Origin of the sequence: Kitasatospora sp. NPDC048715, assembly GCF_043198905.1 — a bacterium.
Lineage (GTDB): Bacteria > Actinomycetota > Actinomycetes > Streptomycetales > Streptomycetaceae > Kitasatospora > Kitasatospora lactacystinica.
Window position 1 is genome coordinate 1 of the sequence record NZ_JBICVH010000042.1, and the last position, 1235, is coordinate 1235.

The following is a 1235-nucleotide window of genomic DNA, read 5'->3' on the forward strand; positions in this document are numbered from 1 at the left end:
GGGGTCGTGGGATTTTTCTTGATCGGTCTGCCGGCCGGTCGGCGAGTCAGAAACCGTACAGGTAGTCGAAGGACATGCGAAAGGTCCGGCGTAGAGGGTAAGACCCCCGTAGACGAAATCTGTACGGCTCGCTTGAAGAACTCCCAAGTAGCACGGGGCCCGAGAAATCCCGTGTGAATCTGGCGGGACCACCCGCTAAGCCTAAATATTCCCTAGTGACCGATAGCGGATAGTACCGTGAGGGAATGGTGAAAAGTACCGCGGGAGCGGAGTGAAATAGTACCTGAAACCGTGTGCCTACAAGCCGTGGGAGCGTCGTCGTGGTCTTCGGATCACGGCCGTGACTGCGTGCCTTTTGAAGAATGAGCCTGCGAGTTTGCGGTGTGTAGCGAGGTTAACCCGTGTGGGGTAGCCGTAGCGAAAGCGAGTCCGAATAGGGCGGTTGAGTTGCATGCCCAAGACCCGAAGCGGAGTGATCTAGCCATGGGCAGGTTGAAGCGCGGGTAAGACCGTGTGGAGGACCGAACCCACCAGGGTTGAAAACCTGGGGGATGACCTGTGGTTAGGGGTGAAAGGCCAATCAAACTCCGTGATAGCTGGTTCTCCCCGAAATGCATTTAGGTGCAGCGTCACGTGTTTCTTGCCGGAGGTAGAGCACTGGATAGGCGATGGGCCTTACCGGGTTACTGACCTTAGCCAAACTCCGAATGCCGGTAAGTGAGAGCGTGGCAGTGAGACTGTGGGGGATAAGCTCCATGGTCGAGAGGGAAACAGCCCAGAACACCGACTAAGGTCCCTAAGCGTGTGCTAAGTGGGAAAGGATGTGGAGTCGCAGAGACAACCAGGAGGTTGGCTTAGAAGCAGCCACCCTTGAAAGAGTGCGTAATAGCTCACTGGTCAAGTGATTCCGCGCCGACAATGTAGCGGGGCTCAAGCACATCACCGAAGTCGTGTCATTGCAGCATATAGGGCCAACGCCTGCTGTGATGGGTAGGGGAGCGTCGTGTGCCGGGTGAAGCGGCGGTGGAAACCAGTCGTGGACGGTATACGAGTGAGAATGCAGGCATGAGTAGCGATACAAGAGTGAGAAACTCTTGCGCCGATTGACCAAGGGTTCCTGGGTCAAGCTGATCTGCCCAGGGTAAGTCGGGACCTAAGGCGAGGCCGACAGGCGTAGTCGATGGACAACGGGTTGATATTCCCGTACCCGCTTTGAAGCGCCAACGCTGAACCTG

The 1235-nt window shown here is 56.7% G+C and carries 1 rRNA gene (running past one end of the window); it reads left to right on the top strand.

The features are described 5' to 3' along the window. A 23S ribosomal RNA gene (locus tag ACGFSC_RS42825) occupies positions 1-1235 on the top strand (its annotated part continues 1597 nt past the right edge of the window); the annotation flags it as partial.